The sequence below is a fragment of the Streptomyces sp. NPDC031445 genome, assembly GCF_055581365.1.
The window spans coordinates 114,773-136,652 of record NZ_JBVIJO010000001.1; the positions used below are offsets into that span (position 1 = coordinate 114,773).

General features: G+C 73.5%; 17 protein-coding genes and 1 riboswitch. Of the genes, 11 read left to right on the forward strand and 6 right to left on the reverse strand.

Annotation, left to right across the window (positions count from 1 at the left end; all coding sequences use genetic code 11):
• Positions 1-50: 50 nt before the first annotated feature.
• The gene (locus tag ACZ5DC_RS00470; RefSeq protein ID WP_468647889.1) at positions 51-992 is read right to left on the reverse strand and encodes a sucrase ferredoxin; all 942 of its coding nucleotides are present in this window, start codon (positions 990-992) and stop codon (positions 51-53) included.
• Positions 993-1,045: 53 nt separating this feature from the next.
• Positions 1,046-2,302, reverse strand: coding sequence for a citrate/2-methylcitrate synthase (locus ACZ5DC_RS00475; protein WP_468647891.1), 1,257 nt, complete (start codon positions 2,300-2,302; stop codon positions 1,046-1,048).
• Positions 2,303-2,423: 121 nt separating this feature from the next.
• Between ACZ5DC_RS00475 and ACZ5DC_RS00480 the strand changes: the two genes are divergently transcribed.
• Together ACZ5DC_RS00480 and ACZ5DC_RS00485 are read left to right on the forward strand one after the other, a co-directional pair.
• Positions 2,424-3,620, forward strand: a complete 1,197-nt coding sequence (locus ACZ5DC_RS00480; protein ID WP_468647893.1) for a citrate synthase — start codon at positions 2,424-2,426, stop codon at positions 3,618-3,620.
• A 169-nt stretch (positions 3,621-3,789) separates the two neighbouring features.
• Positions 3,790-4,899, forward strand: a complete 1,110-nt coding sequence (locus ACZ5DC_RS00485) for a CobW family GTP-binding protein (protein WP_468647895.1) — start codon at positions 3,790-3,792, stop codon at positions 4,897-4,899.
• A gap of 51 nt (positions 4,900-4,950) precedes the next feature.
• On the opposite strand, the gene ACZ5DC_RS00490 is transcribed toward ACZ5DC_RS00485, so the two are convergent.
• Positions 4,951-7,410 (reverse strand): DNA gyrase/topoisomerase IV subunit A, encoded by a 2,460-nt coding sequence (locus ACZ5DC_RS00490; RefSeq protein ID WP_468647897.1) that lies wholly within the window; start codon positions 7,408-7,410, stop codon positions 4,951-4,953.
• Positions 7,411-7,669: 259 nt separating this feature from the next.
• Between ACZ5DC_RS00490 and ACZ5DC_RS00495 the strand changes: the two genes are divergently transcribed.
• The 4 genes from ACZ5DC_RS00495 (at position 7,670) to ACZ5DC_RS00510 (ending at position 12,505) form a co-directional block, all read left to right on the forward strand.
• Positions 7,670-9,073: a M16 family metallopeptidase gene (locus ACZ5DC_RS00495; protein ID WP_468647899.1), complete on the forward strand. Its 1,404-nt coding sequence runs from the start codon at positions 7,670-7,672 to the stop codon at positions 9,071-9,073.
• Positions 9,070-10,458 carry a M16 family metallopeptidase gene (locus tag ACZ5DC_RS00500; protein ID WP_468647901.1) on the forward strand — a complete coding sequence of 463 codons (1,389 nt, stop codon included), beginning with the start codon at positions 9,070-9,072 and terminating at the stop codon, positions 10,456-10,458. The genes ACZ5DC_RS00495 and ACZ5DC_RS00500 overlap by 4 nt, the downstream gene beginning before the upstream one ends.
• A 234-nt stretch (positions 10,459-10,692) precedes the next feature.
• A riboswitch (cyclic di-AMP (ydaO/yuaA leader) is annotated at positions 10,693-10,853 on the forward strand.
• Between the two features lie 12 nt (positions 10,854-10,865).
• A complete protein-coding gene (locus ACZ5DC_RS00505) occupies positions 10,866-11,621 on the forward strand; it encodes a M23 family metallopeptidase (protein WP_468647903.1) in 756 nt (251 codons plus the stop codon).
• Positions 11,622-11,818: 197 nt separating this feature from the next.
• On the forward strand, positions 11,819-12,505 hold the full coding sequence (locus ACZ5DC_RS00510) for a GntR family transcriptional regulator (protein WP_468647905.1): 687 nt from the start codon (positions 11,819-11,821) through the stop codon (positions 12,503-12,505).
• Between the two features lie 207 nt (positions 12,506-12,712).
• On the opposite strand, the gene ACZ5DC_RS00515 is transcribed toward ACZ5DC_RS00510, so the two are convergent.
• Entirely contained in the window at positions 12,713-12,994 is a 282-nt protein-coding gene (locus tag ACZ5DC_RS00515; protein WP_030342958.1) for an HPr family phosphocarrier protein, read from the reverse strand.
• Between the two features lie 176 nt (positions 12,995-13,170).
• Here ACZ5DC_RS00515 and ACZ5DC_RS00520 point away from each other — a divergent pair, with 176 nt between their 5' ends.
• The 4 genes from ACZ5DC_RS00520 to ACZ5DC_RS00535 all read left to right on the forward strand — a co-directional run bounded on the left by ACZ5DC_RS00520 (position 13,171) and on the right by ACZ5DC_RS00535 (position 18,744).
• On the forward strand, positions 13,171-15,981 hold the full coding sequence (locus ACZ5DC_RS00520) for a bifunctional acetate--CoA ligase family protein/GNAT family N-acetyltransferase (RefSeq protein ID WP_468647907.1): 2,811 nt from the start codon (positions 13,171-13,173) through the stop codon (positions 15,979-15,981).
• A gap of 258 nt (positions 15,982-16,239) precedes the next feature.
• Positions 16,240-16,836 carry a DUF5998 family protein gene (locus ACZ5DC_RS00525; protein ID WP_014675503.1) on the forward strand — a complete coding sequence of 199 codons (597 nt, stop codon included), beginning with the start codon at positions 16,240-16,242 and terminating at the stop codon, positions 16,834-16,836.
• Positions 16,836-18,032: an alkaline phosphatase family protein gene (locus ACZ5DC_RS00530; protein ID WP_468647910.1), complete on the forward strand. Its 1,197-nt coding sequence runs from the start codon at positions 16,836-16,838 to the stop codon at positions 18,030-18,032. Before ACZ5DC_RS00525 ends, ACZ5DC_RS00530 begins: the two co-directional genes overlap by 1 nt.
• A gap of 52 nt (positions 18,033-18,084) precedes the next feature.
• A complete protein-coding gene (locus ACZ5DC_RS00535) occupies positions 18,085-18,744 on the forward strand; it encodes a thymidine kinase (RefSeq protein WP_468647912.1) in 660 nt (219 codons plus the stop codon).
• Positions 18,745-18,748: 4 nt separating this feature from the next.
• On the opposite strand, the gene ACZ5DC_RS00540 is transcribed toward ACZ5DC_RS00535, so the two are convergent.
• Positions 18,749-19,540, reverse strand: a complete 792-nt coding sequence (locus ACZ5DC_RS00540; RefSeq protein WP_468647914.1) for a VOC family protein — start codon at positions 19,538-19,540, stop codon at positions 18,749-18,751.
• Positions 19,541-19,858: 318 nt separating this feature from the next.
• On the opposite strand from ACZ5DC_RS00540, the gene ACZ5DC_RS00545 reads away from it, so the two are divergent.
• The gene (locus ACZ5DC_RS00545; RefSeq protein ID WP_468647916.1) at positions 19,859-20,707 is read left to right on the forward strand and encodes a sulfurtransferase; all 849 of its coding nucleotides are present in this window, start codon (positions 19,859-19,861) and stop codon (positions 20,705-20,707) included.
• A gap of 59 nt (positions 20,708-20,766) precedes the next feature.
• Here ACZ5DC_RS00545 and sepH read toward each other — a convergent pair whose 3' ends face one another.
• Entirely contained in the window at positions 20,767-21,807 is a 1,041-nt protein-coding gene (sepH, locus tag ACZ5DC_RS00550) for a septation protein SepH (RefSeq protein WP_468647918.1), read from the reverse strand.
• Positions 21,808-21,880: the final 73 nt, after the last annotated feature.

Genomic DNA, 21,880 nt, shown 5'->3' on the forward strand with positions numbered 1-21,880 from the left:
GTGGATCTCTTGATCCATGTGTTGATCAGGGGGGCGACACCTGTGCCCGGTCAGCTCGCCAGCGCCGTCGGCCGCAGCTCGCGCACCTCGACCACGTCCATCCGCGCGGGCGTACCGAGCACCGCCGCGCCACAGCTCTCCGGGCGGGGCGGCAGCGACGTCCCCCGCGCCACGCCGACCCGCCACCGGCGGCCGTCGGCGTGCCGGACGGTGACGGCCCAGCCGGAATCGGTGCCGTCGGACCGTACGACGCTGAGCACGCCCGCCCGGTACTCGCCCGCGGCGGACCGCACGGCCAGCTCCGCCGCCTGGCCCGGCCGGTCCCACGCCGAGCACCCCCGGCACCCCTCCACGACCACACGTCCCTCCTGGACGCCGCGCAGGGCCTCCTTGACGGTGTGCGCCTCCGCGCGGCCGTAGGCGTAGCCGTACGGCAGGACCAGCACCGTGGGAGCGAAGCGATGACCACCCAGATGGGTGACCTCCCAGACCCCGCGCACCCCGGAGGCGACCAGCTCCGTGGCGAGCGGACGGCCCAGCAGGGCGCAACAGCGGTCGCGCTTGCCGTTGGTGCACACGAGCGCCAGCGGATCACCCCGGTGCGGCCGTCCGCCGAGCACCGTGCCGAAGGAACGGTGGTCGCCCGCTCCGAGACCGGCGAAGTCGAGGTCGAGCAGCCGCCGCGGATCGCGCGTGGCCGCGCCGTGCAGCCACACGCGCCCGGGAACGGTGTGCGCGGCGTACACCTGCCGGATCGGGGGCGTACCCGGGTCGGCGTGGCGCCCGGGGCGCCGGATGAGAGCGATCCGCACGCCGGTCCCGCCGGCGGCGGCCTCCAGCGCCCGGCCCAGGGCGGGGTCCAGGTGACTGGACGTGAGCGCCTTGGCACCCCAGGGGCCGGGCTGTTCCAGCAGCAGCCACGTCGTCGCCGTCGCCGCCGTACCGGACAGCGGTTCCTCGAAACTCCGGGAGGCGGTCGCACACCTACTCACAGAGGTGAGCCTAACCTGACTTTCCCCGGGGCGACTTCCGGCCCGTCCGTGTCCTACTCCGGCAGGGGCTGTGGCGGACGCGGACCGACGTAGTGTCCACTGGGCCGCATGCGCAGCGGACGCTCGCCGTACTCCTCCAGGGCGTGGGCGATCCAGCCCGCGGTCCGCGCGACGGCGAAGATCGTCTCACCGGCCGTCGCCGGCATGCCGCTGGACACGGTGAACACCGCCAGGGCCAGGTCCACGTTGGCGTGCAGCGGGGTGTGCCGGGCGGTCGTCGCGACGATGTCACGGGCCGCGAGCAGCGCGGACTTCGCGCGCGGGACCTGCTCCAGGAGGTCGAACAGCACCCGCGCGCGGGGGTCCTCACCGGGGTACAGCCGGTGGCCGAGACCGGGCACGCGGCGGCCCGCGCGCAACTCGTCGGCGATCACCGGGACCGCCGTCCCCTGGTCGAGCACGTCCAGGAGCATCCGGTGGGCCAGGCCGCTGGCGGCGCCGTGCAGCGGCCCCTCCAGCACGCCGAGCCCGGCCGAGACGGCCGCGTACGCGTGCGCGCGGGCCGAGGCGGCGACCCGCACCGCCAGTGTGGACGCGGCCAGGTCGTGGTCGGCGAGCAGCGCGAGCGCGGTGTCCAGGACGCGCAGGGAGTCCTCGTCGGTCGGGTGGCCGGTCAGCCGCCCCCACAGCCGCTGTGCCAGTGCCCCGCCGTCCCTGTGGTCGGCCCGGACCGGCGGGAGCGCGGCGACGAGGGTCGGGATCAGGACCCGCGCCGTGTTCAGCACGGCGTCCTCGGACAGGTCGAAGCGCAGCGGGTCCTCGGCCGCCGCGGCGATCGCGGCGACCCGCAGCCGGTCGGCCGGGGAGGCGTGCTCGGACAGGGCGTCCACCGCGCGGCGGGCGACCTCGACGGTGGGCCCGGGTGCGGAGAACGCCGCCCCGGGGGTCAGCCGGCCGGTCCACAGCCACTCCGCGACCTCCTCGTAGGAGTGGCGGGTGGCCAGGTCGACGGCGTCCACGCCCCGGTAGAAGTACCGCTCCTGCTCGATGAGGGTGATCCGGGTGCGGACGGACAGGTCGCCGCCGGACCCCGGGGTCCCGGCCGCCTCGCGCCGGTTGCGGCGGGCGAGGGCCTCCACCTCCCCGGCCTCGAACGTGCTGGACCGGCCGCCGGGTTCGCGTCTGCTGCTGAGCAGGCCGCGGCTCACGTACGCGTAGACCGTCTCGGGCTTCACGCCGAGCAGTTCGGCGGTCTCCTTGGTGCTCAGCCGGCGCCCGGGACGGTGGGGAGCGGTGTCGTGATCGCGCATGGGGTCACCGTAGTGGCAGCACATATGTTGATGCACTTACATTGATTTAATCAATATTGACAGTGCAGACGTCAAGCATGGACAGTCGATCAAGTATCGGGGGACCCCAAGGAGGAGATCCATGGCTGTCAACGCGTCCACTCCACCGCTCGGCGCCACTGCGCTCGGCGGCGCCCCGCTCATCGACGCCCCGCGCGGCCTCGCCGGCGTCGTCGTCGCCGAGACCGAGATCGGCGACGTCCGGGGCCGGGAGGGCTTCTACCACTACCGGCAGTACTCGGCCGTCGACCTCGCGCGCACCCGGAGCTTCGAGGACGTCTGGCACCTGCTGGTCCACGGCACCCTGCCGGACGCCCGGCGCGGTGCCGCCTTCACCGCGCAGACCGCCGCCCTGCGGCGCCTGCCCGAGGACGTCCGCGCGGCCCTCCCGGCCATCGCCGCGGCCGGGCGGCGCTCCGGACCGCTGGCCGGACTGCGTACGGCGCTGTCCCTGCTGGGCGCGGCCCAGGGCTTCCAGCCGGTGTACGACACCGACGCCGACCGGCGCCGCGCCGACACCGTGGCCGCCTGCGCGGCCGTACCCACCCTGCTCGCGGCGCTCTACCGGCTCGGCCGCGGCCTCGACCCGGTCGAGCCGCGCGAGGACCTCTCGTACGCGGCCAACTACCTGTACATGGTGACGGGTTCGGAACCGGAGCCGCACCGGGCGCGGGCGATCGAGCACTACCTGATCTCAACCATTGATCACGGATTCAACGCGTCAACCTTCACCGCACGCGTCATCGCCTCCACGGGCGCCGATGTGGCGGCCTGCCTGACCGGTGCCGTCGGCGCCCTGTCCGGGCCGCTGCACGGAGGCGCGCCCAGCCGGGCCCTGGAGACCCTCGACGCGATCGGCACGCCCGACCGGATCGACGCCTGGATCCGCGAGAGGGTGCTCGCCGGCGAACGGATCATGGGCTTCGGGCACGCCGTCTACCGCACGGAGGACCCGCGGTCCCGGATGCTGCGCGAGATCGCCCTCGGCTTCGGCGGCCCCCGGGCGCGGTTCGCGGTGGAGGTCGAGCGCCGCGTGGAAGCGATCCTCGCCGAGCTGAAGCCCGGCCGCGAACTCCACACGAACGTCGAGTTCTACGCCGGTGTGGTCATGGAACTGTGCGGCCTGCCCCGCGAGATGTTCACCCCCACCTTCGCGGCGGCACGGGTCGTGGGCTGGAGCGCCAACATCCTGGAACAGGCCGCCGACTCGAAGATCATCCGTCCGGTGGCGCGGTACGTGGGCCCGGAGCCGGAGGCCGCGGTGCCCACCACCGGGTGAGCGCGGCGTTGCGGTGCCGCTCGCCTCGCCGCCCCCGCCCGCTGTGGCCCCCGCGCCGGCGTCCGAGAGCCTCGGGCTCCCGGCCCGCTCGTATCCTTGACGCAGTCCACGCCCGTCCGCGCATCGGGCCGCGAACCGGTGCGCTCTGGTACGTCAGAGAGGTCGCCCGTTGGGGAACAGCCTGGCTCGCGGGGGCAGTCCGCAGCAGATCCCGGTCGTCGTGCTCGCCGGTTTCCTGGGATCCGGGAAGACCACGCTCCTCAATCATCTGCTGCACCGCAGCGGAGGCAGCCGCATCGGGGCCGTCGTCAACGACTTCGGGGCGATCGAGATCGACGCGATGGCCGTGGCCGGCGCCCTGGGCGACTCGACCGTCTCCCTCGGCAACGGCTGCCTGTGCTGTGCCGTCGACGCGAGCGAACTCGACCTCTACCTCGACCGGCTCGCCGCGCCCGGCACCGGGATCGACGTGATCGTCATCGAGGCCAGCGGGCTGGCCGAGCCCCGGGAACTCGTGCGCATGGTGCTCGCCAGCGAGCACCCGGGCATCGTGTACGGCGGCCTCGTCGAGGTCGTCGACGCCGCCGAGTTCGGCGAGACGCGGGCGAAGCACCCCGAGATCGACCGGCACCTGGCGCTCGCCGACCTGGTCGTCGTCAACAAGCTCGACCGCACGGACGACGCCGAGCGGACGCTGGGTGCCGTCCGCGCGCTCACCGACCGCGCCGCGGTCGTCCCCGCCACCTACGGCCGGATCGATCCCGAGCTCCTCTTCGACTGCCGGCCGGGCGAGGAGCGCCTCGGGCAGCTGTCCTTCGACGACCTGCACGACCACGACGCCGACGGCCACGGATCCGACGGCCACGAAGGCGACGAGCACGCCGGGCATCTGCACACCGGCTACGACAGCCTGTCCTTCACCTCCGACGTGCCCCTGGAGCCCCGTCGGCTCATGCGGTTCCTGGACAGCCGGCCCGAGGGGCTGTACCGGATCAAGGGCTACGTCGACTTCGGGCCGTACGACCCGCTCAACCGCTACGCCGTGCACGCCGTCGGCCGGTTCCTGCGCTTCTACCCGGAGCCCTGGGCGCCCCGCGAGGACCGCCTCACCCAGCTGGTGCTGATCGGCGCCGGCATCGACGCGGACACCCTCGGCAAGGAACTGGAGGCGTGCAGGGACGACGCCCCGCACGCCGACGAACACGGCATGTGGGGCGTCCTGCGCTACGTGCGGGGCCCGGACGAAGCGGACGCCGACGTGGAGGACCCGCCCGCCTAGAGTCAGCGGGGGCCCGGCCGGGCGAGCCCCCCGGGCCCGCCCGGAGCCCGGCTACAGCACCGGGCCCGCCACCACCGCCACCGTCTTCGCCAGCGACATGCCCGAGCCGTCGCGGCGCGGGTCCGGCTCCGGCAGGTCCGCCGGGGTGCCGTTCTTCTGCGCCGCGAGCGCGGGCACCGGGCCCGCCCAGGCCAGCGACAGGCAGTCCTCGCCCTTCAGGAACCGCTGACAGCGCACGCCGCCCGTCGCCCGGCCCTTGCGCGGGTACTGGTCGAACGGGGTGAGCTTGGCGGTCGTCTGCACCGAGTCGTCCAGCGTGCCGCGCGAGCCCGCGACCGTGAACACCACCGCGTCCACGGCCGGGTCGACCGCGGTGAAGGAGATCACCTTCGCGCCCTCGGCGAGCTTGATGCCCGCCATGCCGCCCGCCGGCCGGCCCTGCGGGCGGACGATGGGGGCCTGGAAGCGCAGCAGCTGGGCGTCGTCCGTGATGAACACCAGGTCCTCCTCGCCGGTGCGCAGCTCCACCGCGCCGACGATCCGGTCGCCCTCCTTCAGCGTGATGACCTCCAACTCGTCCTTGTTGGACGGGTAGTCGGGCACCACGCGCTTGACGACGCCCTGCTCGGTGCCGAGCGCCAGACCCGGGGACGATTCGTCCAGCGTGGTCAGGCAGACCACCGTCTCGTCGTCCTCCAGGGAGACGAACTCCGCCAGCGGGGCACCTCCGGAGAGGTTCGGCGCGGTCGTCGGCTCGGGCAGCTGCGGCAGGTCGACCACGTTGATCCGCAGCAGCCGGCCCGCCGAGGTCACCGCGCCGATCACCCCGCGCGCGGTCGCCGGCACCGCCGAGACGATCACGTCGTGCTTGACGCGCTTGGCGCCCGCCGTCCCGGGGAACGGCTCGTCGGTCGCCGTACGGGCCAGCAGTCCCGTCGAGGACAGCAGCACCCGGCACGGGTCGTCGGCCACCTGGAGCGGGACGGTGGCCGCCGGGGCGCCCGCGGACTCCAGCAGGACCGTGCGCCGGTCGGTGCCGAACTTCTTCGCGACGGAGGCCAGTTCGGCCGAGACCAGCTTGCGCAGCTCCGCGTCCGACTCCAGGATCCGGGTCAGCTCCTCGATCTCCGCGGTGAGCTTGTCCTTCTCCGCCTCCAGCTCGATCCGGTCGTACTTGGTGAGGCGGCGCAGCGGCGTGTCGAGGATGTACTGCGTCTGCACCTCGCTCAGCGAGAAGCGCTCGATCAGGCGCTCCTTGGCCTGCGCGGAGTTCTCGCTGGACCGGATGATCCGGATGACCTCGTCGATGTCGACCAGCGCGGTCAGCAGGCCCTCGACCAGGTGCAGCCGGTCGCGCTTCTTGCCGCGGCGGAACTCGCTGCGGCGCCGGACCACGTCGAAGCGGTGGTCCAGATAGACCTCCAGCAGCTCCTTCAGGCCCAGGGTGAGCGGCTGGCCGTCGACCAGGGCGACGTTGTTGATGCCGAAGGACTCCTCCATCGGGGTCAGCTTGTACAGCTGCTCCAGGATCGCCTCGGGCACGAAGCCGTTCTTGATCTCGATGACCAGGCGCAGGCCGTGCTCGCGGTCGGTGAGGTCCTTGACGTCGGCGATGCCCTGGACCTTCTTCGCGTTGACCAGGTCCTTGATCTTCGCGATGACCTTCTCGGGGCCGACCGTGAACGGCAGCTCGGTGACCACCAGGCCCTTGCGGCGGGCGGTGACCGGCTCGACCGAGACCGTCGCGCGCATCTTGAAGGTGCCACGGCCGGTCGCGTACGCGTCCCGGATGCCGTCCAGGCCGACGATCCGGCCGCCGGTGGGCAGGTCCGGGCCCGGGACGTGCTTCATCAGCGCGTCCAGGTCCGCGTTGGGGTTGCGGATCAGGTGGCGGGCGGCGGCGATGACCTCGCGCAGGTTGTGCGGCGGCATGTTCGTCGCCATGCCGACCGCGATGCCCGAGGAGCCGTTGACCAGCAGGTTCGGGAAGGCGGCGGGCAGCGCCACCGGCTCCTGCTCCTGGCCGTCGTAGTTCGGCGCGAAGTCGACCGTGTCCTCGTCGATCGACTCGGTCATCAGGCTCGTCGCCTCGGCCATCCGGCACTCGGTGTACCGCATGGCGGCCGGCGGGTCGTCGTTGCCCAGCGAGCCGAAGTTGCCGTGGCCGTCGACCAGCGGCACGCGCATGGAGAAGGGCTGAGCCATGCGCACCAGGGCGTCGTAGATCGACGCGTCGCCGTGCGGGTGCAGCTTGCCCATGACCTCGCCGACGACACGGGCGCACTTCACGTAGCCGCGCTCGGGGCGCAGGCCCATCTCGTTCATCTGGTACACGATCCGGCGGTGCACCGGCTTCAGGCCGTCACGGGCGTCCGGCAGGGCGCGCGAGTAGATGACCGAGTACGCGTACTCCAGGTAGGAGCCACGCATCTCGTCCACGACGTCGATGTCGAGGATCCTCTCCTCGAACGAATCGTCGGGCGGCGGGGTCTTCGTGCTGCGGCGGGCCATCGCTGCCGGCTCCTTGCTGAAAGGATGGACGGAACTGACGCCGACCATTGTGGACCGAGGCAGTGACAACCCGTGCCACGACCCGGTTCAGCGGGCTGCGCCGGGAGCCGGGAGCGGGTCCCGGGCGGGTCCCGGGATCCGCTGTGGGCGTACGCCCCGCGGGAACTTCGCCGAGGCCCCGCACGCTTTGCATACAGTGGCAGGAACGGCAGGAAAACCGCGGTTTCCATCAACCGCCTCCGCTCGCGAAGGGACGTACATGCCCATGGGTCACACGACCACAGCCGAGGCAGGCTCCGGGGGCCTGACAGCGACCGAGCACCGCCTGGCCAACGGTCTGCGCGTGGTGCTCTCCGAGGACCACCTGACCCCGGTGGCGGCGGTCTGCCTCTGGTACGACGTCGGCTCCCGCCACGAAGTCAAGGGGCGTACCGGCCTGGCTCACCTCTTCGAGCACCTGATGTTCCAGGGCTCGGCGCAGGTCAAGGGCAACGGCCACTTCGAGCTGGTGCAGGGCGCCGGCGGCTCGCTGAACGGCACCACCAGCTTCGAGCGGACCAACTACTTCGAGACCATGCCCGCCCACCAGCTGGAGCTGGCGCTCTGGCTGGAGGCCGACCGCATGGGCTCGCTGCTGGCCGCCCTGGACGACGAGTCCATGGAGAACCAGCGGGACGTCGTCAAGAACGAGCGCCGCCAGCGCTACGACAACGTCCCGTACGGCACCGCCTTCGAGAAGCTGACCGCGCTCTCCTACCCGGAGGGCCACCCGTACCACCACACGCCGATCGGCTCGATGGCGGACCTGGACGCGGCCACCCTGGAGGACGCCCGCCAGTTCTTCCGCACCTACTACGCGCCGAACAACGCGGTGCTCTCCGTGGTCGGCGACATCGACCCCCAGCAGACCCTCGCCTGGATCGAGAAGTACTTCGGCTCGATCCCGTCCCACGACGGCAAGCCCGCCCCCCGCGACGGCTCCCTGCCGGACGTCATCGGCGAGCAGAAGCGCGAGGTCGTCGTGGAGGAGGTCCCGGCGCGCGCCCTGATGGCCGCCTACCGGCTCCCGCACGACGGCACGCGCGCGTGCGACGCGGCCGACGTCGCCCTGACCATCCTGGGCGGCGGCGAGTCCTCCCGCCTGTACAACCGGCTGGTGCGCCGGGACCGCACGGCCGTCGCGGCCGGCTTCGGTCTGCTGCGCCTGGCCGGCGCCCCCTCCATGGGCTGGCTGGACGTGAAGACCTCCGGTGACGTCGAGGTGCCGGTCATCGAGACCGCCATCGACGAGGAGCTGGCCCGGTTCGCCGCGGAGGGCCCCACGCCCGAGGAGATGGAGCGCGCCCAGGCCCAGCTGGAGCGCGAGTGGCTGGACCGGCTCGGCACGGTCGCCGGCCGCGCCGACGAACTGTGCCGGTACGCGGTCCTGTTCGGCGACCCGCAGCTCGCCCTGACCGCCGTCCGGCGCGTCCTGGAGGTGACCCCGCAGGAGGTCCAGGAGGTCGCCGAGGCCCGCCTGCGGCCCGACAACCGCGCGGTCCTCGTCTACGAGCCGAAGTCCCCGCAGGACGCCCCGGACGCCGGGGTCCCCGAGGACCCGGAGCAGGAAGCGACCGTCGAGGCGGGCCGCGACGAGACCGAGAACGAGGAGACGGCCAAGTGACCGAGCTCGCCACCATGGACTTCCACCCCCAGCCGCGGCCCGGCGAGGCCAAGCCGTGGGCGTTCCCGGCGCCCGAGCGCGGCACGCTGGACAACGGCCTGACCGTGCTGCGCTGCCACCGCCCGGGCCAGCAGGTCGTCGCCGTCGAGGTGCTGCTGGACGCGCCCCTGGACGCCGAGCCGGCCGGCCTGGACGGCGTCGCCACGATCATGGCGCGGGCCTTCTCCGAGGGCACCGACAAGCACTCCGCCGAGGAGTTCGCCGCCGAGCTGGAGCGCGCGGGCGCCACCCTCGACGCGCACGCCGACCACCCCGGCGTCCGGCTGAGCCTGGAGGTGCCGGCCTCCCGCCTGGCCAAGGGCCTCGGCCTGCTCGCCGACGCCCTGCGCGCGCCCGCCTTCGCCGCGAGCGAGGTCGAGCGGCTGGTCCGCAACCGCCTGGACGAGATCCCGCACGAGCTGGCCAACCCCTCCCGCCGGGCCGCCAAGGAACTCTCCAAGGAGCTGTTCCCGGCGACCTCGCGCATGTCCCGTCCGCGCCAGGGCACCGAGGAGACGGTCGAGAAGATCGACGAGGCGGCCGTACGCGCCTTCTACGACCGCCATGTGCGGCCCGCCACGGCCACCGTGGTCGTCGTCGGCGACCTGACCGGCGCCGACCTGGACGCGCTGCTCGACGACACCCTGGGCGCGTGGACCGGTACCCCGGGCGAGCCCCGGCCGGTGCCGCCGGTGACGGCCGACGACACCGGGCGCGTGGTCATCGTGGACCGGCCCGGCGCGGTCCAGACCCAGCTGCTCATCGGCCGGATCGGGCCCGACCGGCACGACCGGGTGTGGCCCGCCCAGGTGCTCGGCACGTACTGCCTCGGCGGCACCCTCACCTCCCGCCTGGACCGCGTCCTGCGCGAGGAGAAGGGCTACACCTACGGCGTGCGCGCCTTCGGGCAGGTCATGCGGTCCGCGCCGGACGGCACGGGCGCGGCGATGCTCGCCATCAGCGGCTCCGTGGACACCCCCAACACCGGCCCGGCGCTGGACGACCTGTGGAAGGTGCTGCGCACGGTCGCGGCGGACGGCCTGACCGACGCCGAGCGGGACGTCGCCGTGCAGAACCTGGTCGGTGTGGCGCCGCTGAAGTACGAGACCGCGGCGGCCGTCGCGAGCACGCTGGCCGACCAGGTCGAGCAGCACCTGCCCGACGACTTCCAGGCGACGCTGTACCAGCAGTTGGCGGCCACGGGCACGGTGGAGGCCACCGCGGCCGTCGTGAACGCCTTCCCGGTGGACCGCCTGGTGACCGTCCTCGTCGGTGACGCGTCGCAGATCAAGGCGCCGGTGGAGGCGCTGGGCATCGGTGAAGTGACCGTGGTGGCGGCCGAGTAGGCGGCACCGCGGCGGCCGGACGACGGCACGCGCGCGTGGGGCCCTGGTGACCTACGGGTCGTCAGGGCCCCACGTGGTTCCACTCCCTTGCTCAGATGCCCGTTTTGGGGCGGAGGTTGCCTGTCTGCCCTGTGGGATGCGCTACAAAAAGCGGGATGCGTTTGAGGACTGACAGCATGCTTGCGTAGCTTCGTCCGGGCTGTTCGTCAGGCAGTGCGCCGCACCCGCGGCACCGGACAGTCATCGCCGAGTCCCCGTACGGCGCGAGCCAGGGGAGCCGGGGACCCACCGTCCCTGGGGTGAATCGGGCGTCCGCGCGAGTGCGAGGGGGCCCGTAGGAGACCTTCCTGCTCCGAACCCGTCAGCTAACCCGGTAGGCGAGAGGGAAGGAAAGGACCAGCCACTTCATGGCGTTCATGTGCGCCACCGGGAAGCACCGCAAGCCCGGCCGGGTCAAGCGGACCACCGCCCAGGCGGCCGGCGTCGCGGCCCTCACCACCACCGGTGTGATCGGCACCCTCGCCGCCTCCCCGGCGCACGCCGCCGGGAACACCGCGGAGCAGACCGGCCTCACCCCGGTCGTCGCCGTGTCCGAGGGCGTCGCCGACGAGATCGACGCGCAGGCCGCCGCGCAGCAGCAGGCCGCCGAGCAGAAGGCGGCCGAGGCGGCCGCGGTGAAGGCGGCGGCCGAGCGGGCGCAGAAGATCCGCGCCGAGAAGGTCCGGGCCGCCCGTGAGGCCGAGCGCAAGCGGCTGAACACCTTCGTCGCCCCGATCGCGCACTCCTACGTCTCCACCGCCTACCAGGCGAGCAGCTCCCTGTGGAGCTCCGGTGCGCACACCGGGATCGACTTCCACGCGGCCGGCGGCACGGCCGTCCACGCGGTGGGCTCCGGCACGGTCGTCTCCGCGGGCTGGGGCGGCGCGTACGGCAACCAGGTCGTGATCCGCATGGCCGACGGCATGTACACCCAGTACGGCCACCTGTCGTCCATCGGCGTCGTGGTGGGCCAGAAGGTCGTCCCGGGCCAGCAGATCGGCCTGTCCGGGGCCACGGGCCACGTCACCGGCCCGCACCTGCACTTCGAGGCGCGCACGACCCCCGAGTACGGCTCGGACGTGGACCCCGTCGCCTACCTCCGCAAGCACGGCGTGAACGTCTGACACCGACCGCACGGCTGTCCGAGGCCCCGGCTCACCGAGCCGGGGCTTTCGCTGTTTTTCCCGGTGTCCGCCGGACCGCTGTCCAAAAAATAGCCATGAATTAGGGTCCGCCGTCGGAAATTCCGGCTCATTGGAATAGAGTCACGGAACACGCGTCAATCGTCGACGTTTCACCGGGATGAAGGCGGAGGTCGGTCATGCGTATTCCGGCGCACTCGGTGTGCACGGCCATCCGGGACGACATCGTCGCGGGGGTCCACGAGCGCGGCAGCCGCCTCACCGAGGAAGTCCTGGCCCGCCGCTACGGCGTCTCGCGCGTCCCCGTGCGCGAGGCCCTGCGCACCCTGGAGGCCGAGGGCTTCGTGGTGACGCGCCGGCACGCGGGCGCGTGCGTGGCCGAGCCGACCGAGCAGGAGGCCGCCGACCTGCTGGAGATGCGGACGCTGCTGGAGCCGCTGGGCGCCGCCCGGGCCGCCCAGCGGCGCACGGAGGCCCATCTGAAGGTGCTGCGCGGGCTGGTCCGGCTGGGCCAGGAGCGGGCCCGCAGGGGCGGCAACGAGGACCTGCGCTCGCTGGGCGGCTGGTTCCACGAGACGCTCGCCCAGTCCTCCGGCAGTGCCTCGCTGACCTCGGTGCTCACCCAGCTGCGGCACAAGATCGCGTGGATGTACACGGTGGAGGCGCCGGTCAGCCCGGTCGAGTCCTGGACGGAGCACGCTGCCATCGTGGACGCGGTGGCCCGCGGCGACGCCGAGCGCGCGCGGGCGCTCACGACGCTGCACGCCGAGCGCGCGACGGGCGCGCACCGGCTGCGGTTCTCTTTCGCCGTGGAGCGCGTGAGGACTTCGCAACCTGCCGTAAACATGTCGGGCCCGCGGCATTAACAAGCGCACCGTATACAAAGGGAGGCTGTTTTCGGGCCGGGTAATTCCTGCTGCCCGAATTCGTCGTGCGGGAAATTCCCGGAAGTCCGCCGGCCGGCGCGGCGGGCGGTGAATCGACGGCGCATCGGGCCGCGTGCGTCCGGGATACGGCGAAGCCGCGCCGCCCCGGAGGGCGAACGCGGCTCCGGCGTTCTGTGCGGTGCTCGCTCAGACGGTCTCGGGCAGCTCTTCCAGGCCCTCGGAGACCAGCTTGGCCAGACGGTCCAGGGCGGCGTCGGCGCCCTCGGCGTCGGAGGCGAGGACGATCTCCTCGCCACCCTGGGCGCCCAGGCCCAGGACGGCCAGCATGGAGGCCGCGTTGACGGGGTTGCCCCCGGCCTTGGCGATCGTCACCGGGACGCCTGTGGCCGTGGCGGCTCGGACGAAGATGGAGGCGGGGCGGGCGTGGAGGCCCTCGGCCCAGCCGACGTTGACGCGGCGCTCAGCCATGTGTTGCTGCCCTTCGGTGTTCAGGTTGTCTAGACCAGTTTCCCATACCGTGAAGCGCGTCCGGAGCGGACGTCCGTCCCCTCCGGTGTGGCACCGGACCGCGGCCTCGGTCCGGCGTCCCGTCCTCCACAGACTGCCTCGCGCCGTTGTCGGACGCGAGCCGTACTCTGGGGCCCATGCAGACCTCGGCGGACCGGCAGGACCGGCACCAGTACCCCGCCCACTGGGAGGCGGACGTGGTGCTGCGCGACGGTGGCACCGCGCGCATCAGGCCCATCACCGTTGATGACGCCGACCGCCTGGTCAGTTTCTACGAGCAGGTCTCGGACGAGTCGAAGTACTACCGCTTCTTCGCGCCGTACCCGCGGCTCTCCGCCAAGGACGTCCACCGCTTCACGCACCACGACTTTGTGGACCGGGTGGGACTCGCGGCCACCATCGGCGGCGAGTTCATCGCCACCGTACGCTATGACCGCATCGGCACCGACGGCATGCCCGCGTCCGCGCCCGCCGACGAGGCCGAGGTCGCCTTCCTGGTACAGGACGCCCACCAGGGCCGCGGGGTCGCCTCCGCCCTGCTGGAGCACATCGGGGCCGTCGCGCGCGAGCGGGGCATCCGCCGCTTCGCCGCCGAGGTGCTGCCCGCCAACACCAAGATGATCAAGGTGTTCACGGACGCGGGCTACACCCAGAAGCGCAGCTTCGAGGACGGCGTCGTCCGCCTGGAGTTCGACCTCGAACCCACCGACCGCTCCCTCGCCGTGCAGCGCGCGCGGGAGCAGCGCGCCGAGGCCCGTTCCGTACGGCGGCTCCTCGCGCCCGGCTCCGTCGCCGTCGTCGGCGTCGGCCGCGCCCCCGGCGGGGTGGGCCGCGGCGTCCTCGGCAACCTCCGCGACGCCGGCTACCCCGGCCGCCTGCACGCCGTGAACAAGGCATTCCCGGACGACCTCAAGGAGGTCGACGGGGTGCCCGCGCACCGCTCGGTGCGGGACATCGACGGTCCGGTCGACCTGGCCGTCGTCGCCGTGCCGGCCGCGCACGTGCCCGCCGTCGTCGCCGAGTGCGGGGAGCACGGCGTCCAGGGGCTCGTCGTGCTCTCCGCCGGCTACGCCGAGAGCGGGCCCGAGGGGCGCGAGCGGCAACGGGCCCTCGTGCGGGCCGCGCGCGCGTACGGCATGCGGATCATCGGCCCGAACGCCTTCGGCGTCATCAACACCGCCCCGGACGTCCGGCTGAACGCCTCGCTCGCCCCCGAGATGCCCCGCCCCGGCCCCATCGGACTGTTCGCCCAGTCCGGTGCCATCGGCATCGCCCTGCTCTCCCGGCTGCACCGGCGCGGCGGAGGGGTCACCGGCGTCACCGGTGTTTCCACCTTCGTGTCCGCCGGCAACCGCGCGGACGTCTCCGGCAACGACGTCCTCCAGTACTGGTACGACGACCCCGAGACCGACGTCGTCCTCATGTACCTGGAGTCGATCGGCAACCCCCGCAAGTTCACCCGCCTCGCCCGGCGGACGGCGGCGGCCAAACCGCTCGTGGTGGTGCAGGGGACCGGCACGGCACCCCAAGGGCACGCGGTACGGGCCACCCGGCTGCCGTACGAGACCGTCTCCGCGCTCCTCCGGCAGGCCGGCGTGATCCGGGTCGACACGATCACCGAGCTGGTCGACGCGGGCCTGCTGCTCGCGCGGCAGCCGCTGCCCGCCGGACCGCGCGTGGCCATCCTCGGCAACTCCGAGTCGCTGGGCGTGCTGACCTACGACCGGTGCCTCGCCGAGGGACTGCGGCCCGCGCGGCCGGTCGACCTGACGACCGGGGCGACGGCGGAGGACTTCCACCGGGCGCTCGCCGCCGCGCTGTCCGACGGCACGAACGACGCCGTCGTCGTCACGGCGATCCCCGCGATAGGGGAGAGCTCGCCCGGGGACGCCGAACTGGCGCAGGCGCTGCGGTCGGCCGCGGCGGCGGTGCCGGGCAAGCCGGTGCTCGTGGTGCACGTGGAGCTGGGGGGACTGGCGGAAGCGCTGTCGGCGGCGGCGAGCACCGCACCGGGAGCCGTGGAGAAGGCGCCCGGCACCGAGGGGGCGGCGGCCCCCGCCCCGCTCACCACCCCGCCCGAGGGCACCCACCTCATCCCCGCCTACCCCGCCGCCGAACGGGCCGTCCGCGCCCTCGCCGAAGCCGTGAAGTACGCGCAGTGGCGGCGGGAGGCGGCCGATCCCGGGAAGGTGCCGGAGTACGACGACATCGACGAGAAGGGGGCCGCCAGGCTGATCGGCGAGCTTCTCGCGCGCGGGCAGGGGCTCACCATCTCCGACGCGGAGACCTGTGAGCTGCTCGCCAAGTACGGCATACCCGTGCGCCGGGCCCTGCCCGCGCTCACCCCGGGCGCCGCCGTCGAGGCCGCCCGCGCGCTCGGCTACCCGGTCGCCCTCAAGGCCACCGCCCCGCACCTCAGGCACCGCGCCGACCTGGGCGGTGTCCGCCTCGACCTCGCGGACGAGGAGCAACTGCTGCGGGCGTACGCCGAATTGACCGAGCTGTTCGGGCAGCCGGAGGAACTGCGGCCGGTGGTGCAGGGCATGGCGCCGCGCGGCGTCGACACGGTCGTACGGGCCGTGATCGACCCGGCGGCCGGCGCCGTGCTGTCCTTCGGCCTCGCCGGGGCCGCCTCGCAGCTGCTCGGCGACATGGCCCACCGGCTCGTCCCCGTCACCGACCGGGAGGCGACCTCGCTGGTGCGCTCGATCCGGACGGCACCCCTGCTGTTCGGCTGGCGCGGCTCCACCCCGGTGGACACCCCGGCCCTGGAGGAACTGCTGCTGCGGGTGTCGCGGCTGGTCGACGACCACCCGGAGGTGGTCGCGGTCACCTTGGAGCCGGTCGTCGTCGCCCCCCACGGCGCCAGCGTGCTCGGCGCCACCGTACGGCTCGCGCCGCCGCCCGCCCGAGACGACCTCGGCCCGCGCACCCTGCCGGCCTACTGAGCGGGGCGGGGGCCGCATGGACACCGCCGCAGCCGGTGGGACGGGGACCGGCGCCCGCGCACGCGGGGTGGCCGCGCCCGCCCGCCGGACACGGCGGACGGCACAGGAACGCCGTGGGCCGGGAGGCCGTGTCCTGCCCGGTGGCCGGCGAAGGGCTGGGGTTCCGGCCGGGGCCCGTGCCGCCGCCCCCGCGCGCCGACGTACAGGCCGGCACCGGTCCGTGCGACTGGCCCGGACCCCCCTTGCCCACGGATTAGGATGGACGCCATGGCCAAGACCAGTACGACGACCCAGGGGCTGCGCGCGGCGATCGAGCGCAGCGGCTACTACCCGGCCCTCGTGGCCGAGGCGGTGGAGGCCGCAGTGGGCGGCGAGCCCATCCGGTCGTACCTGGTCCACCAGGAGACCACGTTCGACCAGAACGAGGTGCGCCGGCACGTCACCGTGCTGGTCCTGACCGGCAACCGCTTCATCGTCAGCCACACCGACGAGCAGGCCGCCGACAGCACCTCCCCGACGCCGTACGCCACCACCTCCACCGAGTCCGTGAAGCTCGACCGGATCTCCTCGGTCGTGGTCAGCCGGGTCGTCGCGAACCCCGAGCAGTACACGCCGGGCACCCTGCCCCGCGAGGTCGTGCTGACCATCGGCTGGGGCGCGGTCAGCCGCATCGACCTGGAGCCCGCCGCCTGCGGCGACCCCAACTGCGACGCCGACCACGGCTACACGGGCAGCTCCACGGCGGACGACCTCAGCCTGCGCGTCAGCGAGGCCGGGGACGGCCCGGAGACGGTGCGCCAGGCGCTCGCCTTCGCGCAGGCCATCTCGGAGGCGACCGCGGACGTCACACGCTGATGTCCCAGCTCTCCGCCTGGGACCACCCGGAACCCCTCGCCCTCGACACCGCGCCGCTGCCCGAGTACGGCAGCGGCTCCCTCGCCGACCTGCTGCCCACCCTGGCCGCCGGCATGGGCGTGCCCGGCCTGACCGCCACGATCGGGGAACTGACCCCCGCCGACCGGGTCTGCGTCTTCCTGGTCGACGGCCTCGGCTGGGAGCAGCTGAAGGCCCATCCGGACGAGGCCCCGTTCCTGACCTCCCTGCTCGGCAGCTCACGCGGCGGCACCGGCCGCCCGCTCACCGCCGGCTACCCGGCGACCACCGCGACCTCCCTCGCCTCCGTCGGCACCGGCCTGCCGCCCGGCGCCCACGGCCTGCCCGGCTACGCCGTGCGCAACCCGGACACCGGCGCGCTGATGAACCAGCTCCGCTGGCAGCCGTACACCGAACCGCACGCCTGGCAGCCGTACCCCACCGTCTTCGAGCTCGCCCACCAGGCCGGGGTGCACGCCGCCCAGGTGTCCTCGCCCGCCTTCCAGCACACCCCGCTCACCAAGGTGGCGCTCAGCGGCGGCAGCTTCCACGGACGGCTCACCGGCGAGGAGCGCATGGACCTCGCGGCCGGGCAACTGGCCGCCGCGGACCGCGCGCTGGTGTACACGTACTACGCCGAACTGGACGGCTCCGGACACCGCTACGGCATCGCCTCCGACACCTGGCGCGGCCAGCTGATGTACGTCGACCGGCTCGTCCAGCGCCTCGCGGAGCAACTGCCGCCGCGCAGCGCCCTCTACGTCACCGCCGACCACGGCATGGTCGACATCCCGTTCGACGAGCGGCACCGCATCGACTTCGACGAGGACTGGGAACTGCGCGCCGGGGTCGCCCTGCTGGGCGGCGAGGGCCGCGCCCGGCACGTGTACGCGGTGCCGGGCGCCGAGAACGACGTGCTGACGGTGTGGCGCGAGGTGCTCGGGGAGCAGTTCTGGGTGGCCTCGCGGGACGAGGCCGTCGCGGCCGGCTGGTTCGGACGGCCCGGCGAGTGCGACGAGCGCGTGTACCCGCGGATCGGGGACGTGGTCGCCGCCGCGCACGACGACGTCCTGATCATCGCGTCCGAACGGGAGCCCAAGGAGTCGGTGCTGGTCGGCAACCACGGCTCGATGACCCCTGCCGAGCAGCTGGTCCCGCTGCTCGAAGTACGCTCCTGAACCGTCCCCGCCCCCCGTCTTCCGCGACTCGCCGAAAGGTGCTCAACTCCTCATGCCCGAGCTGGTGTTCTTCTCCGGAACGATGGACTGCGGGAAGTCGACGCTGGCTCTGCAGATCGAGCACAACCGCTCCGCGCGCGGCCTGGCCGGCATGATCTTCACCCGGGACGACCGCGCCGGCGAGGGCAAGCTGTCCTCCCGGCTGGGCCTGGTCACGGACGCGGTGGAGGTCGAGGACCGCCAGGACCTGTACGCCTATCTGGTGGACCACCTCTCGCGCGGCGGCCGGGCCGACTACGTGATCGCGGACGAGGCGCAGTTCCTCGCCCCCGAGCAGATCGACCAGCTCGCGCGCGTGGTGGACGATCTCGGCCTGGACGTCTTCGCCTTCGGCATCACCACCGACTTCCGCTCCAAGCTGTTCCCCGGCTCCCAGCGGCTGGTGGAGCTGGCCGACCGGATCGAGGTGCTCCAGGTGGAGGCGTTGTGCTGGTGCGGCGCCCGCGCCACGCACAACGCCCGCACGATAGACGGCGAGATGGTGGTCGAGGGCGCCCAGGTGGTCGTCGGCGACGTCAACCAGTCGGCGGGCCAGGTCGGATACGAGGTGCTGTGCCGGCGCCACCACCGGCGCCGGATGACCGCGGCGACGGCCCGCGCGGCGGCCCTGTCCCCGGACGTGCTGCCCGTGGCGTCCTCCGGAGCCCCCTGACCGCTCAGCGCGGCTCCTGGACCACCGAGAACTCGGCGCCCTCCGGGTCCGCCACCGTCGCCAGCCGCCCGTGCGGGCCGTCGTGGGCCGGCTTGAGGATCCGGCCGCCCAGGCCGGTGACCTGCCGAAGCGTTTCGGCGAGGTCGGCCACCTCGAAGTACGTCCGCCAGTACGGCCCCCGGTCCCGGGGCAGCGCGTGGCCCACGCCGTGCAGCCCCGCCACCGGACGGCCGTCGAGGCGCAGGGTCAGGTAGTCGAAGTCGGCGGAGACCACCGGCTCCTCCTCGTAGCCGAACACGCTCCGGTAGAACTTGGCGACGCTCTCCGTCTCCAGGGTGACCAGTTCGTTCCAGACGGGTGTGCCGGGGACGCCGGTGACCGGCGTGCCGAGGTGCACGGAGCCTTGCCAGATCCCGAACACCGCGCCGGAGGGGTCGGAGGCGATGGCCATCCGTCCGGCCTCGGCGGCGTCCAGCGGCCCGACGGCCAGCGTGCCGCCGCACAGCCGCACGGTGTCCGCGGTGCGGTCCACGTCGTCCGAGGCGAAGTACGGCGTCCAGGCGACCGGCAGCCGGCGGTCCGGCGGCAACTGGCCCATGCCGGCGACCTCGCGCCCGTCCAGCAACGCCCGCACATAGGGCCCGGGCTGCTGCGGGCCCGGCAGGAACTCCCAGCCGAACAGCTCACCGTAGAACTCCTCGGTGGCGTCCAGCGCGTGCACCATCAGGCTCACCCAGCAGGGTGTGCCGGGCACGCGCCGCGCGTGCGGACCGGCCGGCTCCCGTGCCTCGGTCATCGATCACTCTCTCCCCGGCCCCTCGTGGTGGCCGTGTCGCTTCCGCTCCCCGGAAGGGTGTCCGCGCTGGTGGCGCGTACGCCCGTGCCGGCGACCGCGCCCGTTGGGGTGCCGCGGGGCCGTACCGCGCCGCTCGGCCGTACCTCCGGAAGGATGCCCGGTCTGCCGTCTTTCGCCGTTTCTTGACGATGGCCGACGGGTGTCCGTCGGCAGTACAGCACGTGCACGATCACCTACGTGCTGTGATCGAGGCTGTCCGGCCGAGCAGAGTAGCGGGAGCTGGACGCCGCGGCCACCCCTGGCGTAAGGATGGACGCCATGACAGCCATCATCACCGCATCCGAACTCGCACACGAGCTGACCGCCGGCGACCCGCCGGTGCTGCTGGACGTGCGCTGGCAGCTGAGCACGGCGAAGGCGGGCGCGCCGTCCTTCGACGGGCGGGCCGAGTACGCGGCCGGTCACCTCCCCGGCGCGGTCTTCGTCGACCTGGACCGCGAGCTGGCCGCCGCGCCCGGCGCGCACGGCCGGCACCCGCTGCCCGATCTCGCGGAGTTCGGTGCCGCGATGCGCCGCGCGGGCGTGTCGGCGGGCCGGCCGGTCGTGGTGTACGACGGCGGCCAGGGCTGGGCCGCCGCGCGCGCGTGGTGGCTGCTGCGCTGGACGGGTCACCCGGACGTGCGGGTGCTCGACGGAGGGTTGCCGTCCTGGGAGGGCGAGCTGTCCACCGCGGTGCCGGCCCCTGCGGAGGGCGACTTCGAGCCGGTGCCGGGCGTGCCGGGGCTGCTGGACGCGGACGGCGCCGCGGCCCTCGCCCGTACGGGTGTGCTGCTGGACGCGCGCGCGGGGGAGCGGTACCGCGGTGAGGTCGAGCCGATCGACCGGGTCGGCGGGCACATCCCGGGCGCGGTGTCGGCGCCGACTTCGGAGAACGTGGGCCCGGACGGCCGTTTCCTGCCCGCGGCGGAGCTGAGGGACCGCTTCAAGGCCCTGGGGGTGTCCGAGGACACCGAGGTGGGCGTGTACTGCGGTTCGGGAGTCTCCGCCGCCCACGAGGTCCTCGCGCTGGCGGTGGCGGGCATTCCGGCGGCCCTGTACGTCGGTTCCTGGTCCGAGTGGTCCGCGGACCCGTCCCGGCCGGTGGCGGTGGGGGCGGACCCGCAGTAGCCGGACAGCCGGAAGAGGGGGCACGCGCGCGTGCCCCCTCTTTTGTCGGCGGGACCGTCCTACTCCTGCTTTTTGCGGCGCGTGCCGAACACGATCTCGTCCCAGCTCGGGACGGCGGCGCGGCGGCCGGGGCGGACGCCGTCGGCCTCGGCCTGCCGGTCGGTCGCGCCGATGAGCCGGTCGCGGTGGCTGCCGACGGAGCGCGGCATCAGGACGTCCGCGTAGGCGGAGCCGGCGGACGCGGCCGGTGCCGGCGGCTCCTCGGCGGCGGGCTCCTCCTCGGCGTCCTCCGAGGGCTCCGACGGGCGTTCCGGGACCACCAGGTCCCCCCGGAAGCTCGGCACGGCCTCCAGCAGGCTGGTCAGCGAGTCGCGTTCGCCCGTGCTCTCCTCGGCCGGCTCAGGCGACTGCGCGGGCAGGCTGGGCCGTTCCCGGTCGCTGCGGTCGAGAGCGCGGTCCATGGTGCGCTCGCGCGGCAGCCGGGCGATCCTCGGGACGAACGGGAAGCTCGGCTCCGGCACGGCGAGGTCGTCGGACTCGCCGATCAGCGACCGCGCCTCGTCGTCGACGGCCTGGACGAGCCGCCGGGGCGGGTCGTACGTCCAGCTCGCCGAGTGCGGTTCACCCGCGACCCGGTAGACGAGGAGCACTTCCCAGGTGCCGTCGTCGCGGCGCCAGGAGTCCCACTGCACGGTGTCCTTCTCGGCGCCGCGCAGCAGCAGCCGCTCCTGCACGGCCTCGCCGAGCAGCGGGCCGGAGTTCTCGCCGGGGCGGCGGACCGGGGTCTTGCGGGCCCGCTCGGCCATGAAGGCGCGTTCGGCCAGCACCGGCCCCTCGAAGCGCCGAACCCGGTCGACGGGGATGCCGGCGAGCTGCGCGACCTCTTCCGCCGTGGCACCGGCCCGTATCCGCGCCTGGATGTCGCGCGGCCGCAGATGGCTCTCGACCTCGATCTCGATCTGGCCGAGGCGGGGCCGGTCGCCGCGGACGGCGGCGCGCAGCCGTTCGTCGATCGGAAGCGTGTACTCCGTAGAGTCGGCAGCCTTCAGCACCAGCCGTGTGCCGTCATTCGAGACGGCCACGACACGCAGTTCGGGCATGGGGACCTCCCGGGTGGTGCCTGCCGACGTCACGTGCGTCGCTGCTTCCGCTAGTCGAGTGTGGCCTGCCCGG

Bases quoted from the DNA above. Each gene is read 5' to 3' on its own strand.
- ACZ5DC_RS00495 (WP_468647899.1), top strand. From the start codon at position 7,670: ATGCCCATGGGTCACACGACCACAGCCGAGGCAGGCTCCGGGGGCCTG.
- ACZ5DC_RS00515 (WP_030342958.1), bottom strand. From the start codon at position 12,994: ATGGCTGAGCGCCGCGTCAACGTCGGCTGGGCCGAGGGCCTCCACGCC.
- ACZ5DC_RS00525 (WP_014675503.1), top strand. From the start codon at position 16,240: ATGGACGCCATGGCCAAGACCAGTACGACGACCCAGGGGCTGCGCGCG.
- ACZ5DC_RS00480 (WP_468647893.1), top strand. From the start codon at position 2,424: ATGGCTGTCAACGCGTCCACTCCACCGCTCGGCGCCACTGCGCTCGGC.
- ACZ5DC_RS00475 (WP_468647891.1), bottom strand. From the start codon at position 2,302: ATGCGCGATCACGACACCGCTCCCCACCGTCCCGGGCGCCGGCTGAGC.
- ACZ5DC_RS00540 (WP_468647914.1), bottom strand. From the start codon at position 19,540: ATGACCGAGGCACGGGAGCCGGCCGGTCCGCACGCGCGGCGCGTGCCC.
- ACZ5DC_RS00530 (WP_468647910.1), top strand. From the start codon at position 16,836: ATGTCCCAGCTCTCCGCCTGGGACCACCCGGAACCCCTCGCCCTCGAC.
- ACZ5DC_RS00505 (WP_468647903.1), top strand. From the start codon at position 10,866: ATGGCGTTCATGTGCGCCACCGGGAAGCACCGCAAGCCCGGCCGGGTC.
- ACZ5DC_RS00535 (WP_468647912.1), top strand. From the start codon at position 18,085: ATGCCCGAGCTGGTGTTCTTCTCCGGAACGATGGACTGCGGGAAGTCG.
- sepH (WP_468647918.1), bottom strand. From the start codon at position 21,807: ATGCCCGAACTGCGTGTCGTGGCCGTCTCGAATGACGGCACACGGCTG.
- ACZ5DC_RS00510 (WP_468647905.1), top strand. From the start codon at position 11,819: ATGCGTATTCCGGCGCACTCGGTGTGCACGGCCATCCGGGACGACATC.
- ACZ5DC_RS00490 (WP_468647897.1), bottom strand. From the start codon at position 7,410: ATGGCCCGCCGCAGCACGAAGACCCCGCCGCCCGACGATTCGTTCGAG.
- ACZ5DC_RS00545 (WP_468647916.1), top strand. From the start codon at position 19,859: ATGACAGCCATCATCACCGCATCCGAACTCGCACACGAGCTGACCGCC.
- ACZ5DC_RS00520 (WP_468647907.1), top strand. From the start codon at position 13,171: ATGCAGACCTCGGCGGACCGGCAGGACCGGCACCAGTACCCCGCCCAC.